Consider the following 5259-nt stretch of genomic DNA (forward strand, 5'->3'; position numbering starts at 1 on the left):
CCAAGCTTTTCTGGTCGGAACCCCCTAAGCCGAGTTTTCAAGGTGCTGCGCCGTCCACTTGGTTTTCGAGACTGGCCTTTTAATTCTAACGTAAAGCCAACCTAGAACGGCGGGGTTTCAGACCCAAAATTTCCGATGAATTATCAATTATGAATTGGGGAGATGGGGAGATGGGGAGATGGGGAGCATAAATGAAAATAATCTCCTGACTCCTGACTCCCGACTCCTGACTCCCGACACCACCAACAAACTTTTTCAGCAAAACCTAACTACAGGAGAATAAACTGGCAATTGTAGCGATGAGATGAGAGGTCATGGGTAAACTATCGATCACCATAGCTGTACATAATAACATCATGTAAAGAATGGAATATTTAAACAGCGATCGAGCGATATCCCGATCAAAAGGATTCTGTTTTAATCGCCAAGCTTTTTTCAGGAAAACAAACCCTAAAACCAAAGCCGCTACACCATAGACCACACCACAGGCAGCCAAGGGATAAATCAGGAGGAAAGTGAAAGGAACAACGATTAAAGTATAGAGCCAAATCTGCTCGCTAGTGGCTTCTTCCCCTTTAACTACGGGCATCATCGGGATATCTACTTCTGCATAATCATCCTTGATCATTAAAGCTAAAGCCCAAAAATGGGGAGGAGTCCAAAGGAAAATAATGGCGAATAAAATCCAAGGAATCCAACCGAGATCGCCCGTTACTGCCGCCCAACCGACGAGGGGAGGAATCGAGCCAGCCGCGCCACCGATAACAATATTTTGGATACTATGACGCTTGAGCAGATGGGTATAAATCAGCATATAAAATGCGATACCGGTCATTGCTAAAAATCCGCTCAAAGTATTGACAAAAAAGACAAAAAGTGCTAGAGAAAGGGAGGCTAAAACGAGGGCAAAAATGAGGGCGTGGAGGGGTTGCACGCGACCGGAGGGGATCGGACGGGCGCGAGTACGAAGCATGGTGTGATCGATGTCGCGATCATAGATGCAGTTTAAGGTTTGAGCGGCGGCGGCGGCGAGAGTGCCACCGAGGAGAGTAAGAAAGAGTAAGAGGGGGTAAACCTGACCTTTAGAGGCGATTTCCATGGCAGCGGCCGTAGTAATCAGCAGTAGAGGAATAATTCGCGGTTTAGTGAGTTGATAATAACTTTTAGCGACTTGTAAAAAATTATCGTGGTGGCGAAGGGCTTGAGTTCCAGTCATCGTGATTAAATCCTTAGAGATGGCTTATAGGTGCGAAAGAACAATCGCGAAGGGCGAAAGTGGTAAAAGCGACGAGGGTTCCCACCAATAGCGCACCGATGCTGTGGTGGGTAATGGTTAAGGGTTCCACCTGGAGATGCAGTTTCAGGGTGGCAACGCCTAAAAACACCTGTAGGGCGACTAATCCCCCGGCGCTAAAAGCTAGTTTTTTGAGGAGAGGATGGATAGCGGCAGCTCGCCAAGCGAAGAAAACTAGGGTTAACACCGAGATAGTGGCGGGAAAAACCCCGATAATGTGGCTATTCATCACCGTGCAGAGTTGGGAAACCGTTAAACACTGATGGGCCGCCCAACGGGAACCGACGAGACCGCCGAGGAGACATTGCAGATAAACTAGACCGGTGGCGACCATTCCCATCCCAGTTAGTTTCCCGACTGTACCTGTGCCACGGTAGGGAGTCAGACCGATAGCAATGACGATTAGGGTGGAGAAAAAGAGCAAAGCTGTGGCTAAATGGGCCGTTACGATGTCAAATCGCAGTAATTGGGTCACGGTTAATCCTCCCAGGACTCCTTGCAGGAGAATTAAAGCCAAGGCGGCGATCGCAGAGGGCAACAGCCAAGTAGGAAGATGGCGACGGTACCACCAAGACAGACCGACGAGAGCGAGCGTACTAAACCCGATCAAAGAGGCATCGAGACGATGAAACCACTCCAGAAATACCTGTAGATTCATCTGCTGACTGGGAATCCATTGACCGTAACACAGCGGCCAATCGGGACAAGCTAAACCGGCGTTCATAACTCTGGTGGCAGCGCCCACCACCATGAGGGCGAAAGTAGCGATCGCAATTTTCCAGACTAAGCGGCGCATCCACACCTGAATATGGCCGGTTTCTCTTAGGGGTGTCGGGTTAAAAACAGATTCGGTCATCGGTTTGCCTGTTCTCAAGGAGTCTGTCATCAAAGATCATGGCTTTGTTTGCCAGTTAGTTATCACTGTGAATGAGTTTTTTTACGACCGGTAAAAGCTTTTAGATATTCTTTAGATTTCTGGCCATTTCCGTTACATTTGTTTACATAAACTCAGAATAAGATATAAAAATTAGTTATTTAAAATACTTTCCCTGAAAACGATCCCAAAGAAAAGATAAAATTCTCAGAAGATGCTGGTTAAATTTCCCATCTATAGGGGAATCATGTTTTAGCCTTGAATAAGTAGCCACTATTGAAAATATTGAAAAGACCGTGAAAATTCCCAGCAGTATCCTGACGCTCGTACTCGGGATCGCCTTGACCTTAATTAGTCTCTGGTATGGCCAAAATCATGGCTTAATGCCTGTGGCCGCTTCCGAAGATGCTCAGGAGATAGATAATATCTTTAATCTGATGATGACCATCGCCACGGGACTATTTTTAATAGTTGAAGGCGTGATCATTTATATAGTGATTCGCTTTCGCCGTAAACCGGGGGATCAAACCGACGGGCCGGCAGTGGAGGGCAATGTACCCCTAGAAATCTTCTGGACAGCCATCCCGACGGTAATCGTTTTTATCCTTGCCGTCTATAGCTTCGAGATTTATAACAATATCGGCGGTCTCGATCCCTTGATTTCCAAGGGTGGCAAAGGAGAAATCGCCCACCACGGTCATCACCACGGTACGATGATGGCCCTGGGCGGCGATCGCAGAGTAGCCCTAGGTATCGGCAATTCCTACGATGGTGAAGGAGTTCCCCCCCTAGTGGTCAATGTTAAAGGTATTCAATACGCTTGGATCTTCACCTATCCCGAAACCGGCATTGTTTCCGGGGAACTGCACGCCCCCGTCAATCGCCCCGTGCAACTGAATATGGAAGCAGGGGATGTGATCCATGCTTTCTGGGTTCCCCAATTGCGTCTAAAACAGGACGTTATCCCCGGACAGGAAACGGTTTTATCGTTCACATCCAACCAAATTGGTCAATATCCGATCATTTGTGCGGAACTTTGCGGGGCCTATCACGGTGGCATGAAATCTAGCTTTGTGGTTCACTCCCCAGCGGATTACGACCAATGGGTGCAGGATAACACGATCGCCGAAGTTGACAGCGATCGAACTGTAGCCATGACCACTAAAGATCGCTCTGATAGTCAATATTTGACCCCCTACACCGAAGAAATGGGCATCGACGCTGAAATCCTCGCCCAAGTTGCCCATCAGCAGCAAATGTAATTTTTCTTGTCATCTAAAATCTTGGCATTATGACAGCATCAACGGAAATAACCACCCCAGCAACCGTTCCCGAGGTGATCCATCACCGCAAGTGGACAGATTACTTTACTTTCTGCACCGATCATAAAGTCATCGGTATTCAATATCTGGTGACTGCCTTTCTTTTCTTCTTTATTGGCGGTGCTTTCGCGGAAGTGCTGCGGACAGAATTAGCCACTCCCGACCCCGATTTCGTCTCCCCAGAACTATATAACCAATTCATGACCATGCACGGAACGATCATGATCTTTCTTTGGATCGTTCCGGTTGGGGCGGGTTTTGCCAATTATCTCATTCCCCTGATGATTGGGGCGGAAGATATGGCTTTTCCTCGTCTTAACGCTGTGGCTTTCTGGCTTAATCCCCCCGGCGGGCTGCTATTATTATCCAGTTTCTTTGTCGGCGCACCCCAGTCCGGTTGGACTTCCTACCCACCTTTAAGCTTAATTAGCGGCAAATGGGGCGAAGAATTGTGGATTTTGAGCCTTTTATTGATCGGGACTTCTTCGATTTTAGGCTCGATTAATTTCATCACCACGATCCTGAAAATGCGGATTCCTGAGATGGATTTGTACAGTATGCCGCTATTTTGTTGGGCAATGCTGGCCACCTCGACTCTGGTACTGCTTTCCACCCCCGTTCTCGCTTCTGCTCTCGTTCTCTTGTCCTTTGATTTAATCGCCGGCACGAGCTTTTTTAACCCCGCCGGCGGCGGCGATCCGGTGGTTTATCAGCATATGTTCTGGTTTTACTCCCATCCTGCCGTTTATATCATGATTTTGCCTTTTTTCGGCACGATCTCGGAGATATTACCGGTTCACGCGCGTAAACCGATTTTTGGTTATCGAGCGATCGCCTATTCCAGTCTCACCATCTGTTTCTTGGGTTTAATCGTTTGGGCCCACCATATGTTCACCAGCGGCACCCCCGGCTGGTTACGGATGTTTTTCATGGCGGCAACTATGTTAATCGCCGTTCCCACGGGTATTAAAATCTTTAGTTGGTGTGCCACTCTTTGGGGCGGTAAACTCAGTCTCAATACGTCTTTATTATTTGGGATCGGTTTCCTGTCTTCCTTCCTCATCGGTGGTTTGACCGGGATTATGTTGGCTTCTGTTCCCTTCGATATCCACGTCCACGATACCTATTTTGTCGTCGGTCACTTCCATTATGTACTATTTGGTGGTACGGCAATGGCCCTGTTTTCGGCCGTTTACCATTGGTTCCCGAAAATGACCGGACGGATGTATAACGAGACTCTCGGTCGTATCCACTTTGTTCTCAGTTTTATCGGTTTGAATTTAACTTTCATGCCGATGCACGAATTGGGATTATTGGGTATGAACCGTCGTATTGCCCTGTATGATGTGCAGTTTCAGGATTTAAATGTTCTTAGTACCGCAGGGGCTTATATTCTCGGTATATCGAGTATTCCCTTTGCTATTAATATGGTCTGGAGTGCCTTTAAAGGTCAACCCGCCGGTCGTAATCCTTGGCGCGCTTTAACCCTAGAATGGCAAACCTCCTCTCCCCCAATTATCGAGAATTTCGAGGAAATGCCGATTCTTTGGTCCGGCCCCTACGATTACGGTATTGATCTGGAAGAATCAGAAGCAGCGGAATCAGTACAAGATCTCCTCGCCGAAGTGGGCGCCGAATCCCAATAATCAGTTATCAGTTATCAGTTATCAGTTATCAGATGTGAGTTTTCAGTTCACTGATTAGGGGTTGCTGAATAAATCTAAAAACCTTGTTGGATAATATCTTTAGGCTTTTTTGAAATCAAAAAG

At 47.3% G+C, this 5259-nt stretch carries 4 protein-coding genes; 2 read left to right on the forward strand and 2 right to left on the reverse strand.

Going from position 1 to position 5259, the window contains the following annotated elements; all coding sequences use genetic code 11:
- Positions 1–265: 265 nt before the first annotated feature.
- Together PX636_RS19865 and PX636_RS19870 are read right to left on the reverse strand one after the other, a co-directional pair.
- On the reverse strand, positions 266–1216 hold the full coding sequence (locus PX636_RS19865; protein ID WP_288118452.1) for a heme o synthase: 951 nt from the start codon (positions 1214–1216) through the stop codon (positions 266–268).
- 13 nt (positions 1217–1229) lie between these two features.
- Entirely contained in the window at positions 1230–2150 is a 921-nt protein-coding gene (locus tag PX636_RS19870) for a COX15/CtaA family protein (RefSeq protein ID WP_288118454.1), read from the reverse strand.
- Between the two features lie 314 nt (positions 2151–2464).
- On the opposite strand from PX636_RS19870, the gene PX636_RS19875 reads away from it, so the two are divergent.
- Positions 2465–3430 carry a cytochrome c oxidase subunit II gene (locus PX636_RS19875; protein WP_079208434.1) on the forward strand — a complete coding sequence of 322 codons (966 nt, stop codon included), beginning with the start codon at positions 2465–2467 and terminating at the stop codon, positions 3428–3430.
- 29 nt (positions 3431–3459) lie between these two features.
- Positions 3460–5136 carry a cytochrome c oxidase subunit I gene (gene ctaD, locus PX636_RS19880; RefSeq protein WP_002796801.1) on the forward strand — a complete coding sequence of 559 codons (1677 nt, stop codon included), beginning with the start codon at positions 3460–3462 and terminating at the stop codon, positions 5134–5136.
- The last annotated feature ends 123 nt before the right edge of the window (positions 5137–5259 follow it).

Origin of the sequence: Microcystis sp. M53598_WE2 (genome assembly GCF_030067735.1) — a bacterium.
GTDB classification, from domain to species: domain Bacteria; phylum Cyanobacteriota; class Cyanobacteriia; order Cyanobacteriales; family Microcystaceae; genus Microcystis; species Microcystis aeruginosa.

Bases quoted from the DNA above. Each gene is read 5' to 3' on its own strand.
- ctaD (WP_002796801.1), top strand. From the start codon at position 3,460: ATGACAGCATCAACGGAAATAACCACCCCAGCAACCGTTCCCGAGGTG.
- PX636_RS19865 (WP_288118452.1), bottom strand. From the start codon at position 1,216: ATGACTGGAACTCAAGCCCTTCGCCACCACGATAATTTTTTACAAGTC.
- PX636_RS19870 (WP_288118454.1), bottom strand. From the start codon at position 2,150: ATGACCGAATCTGTTTTTAACCCGACACCCCTAAGAGAAACCGGCCAT.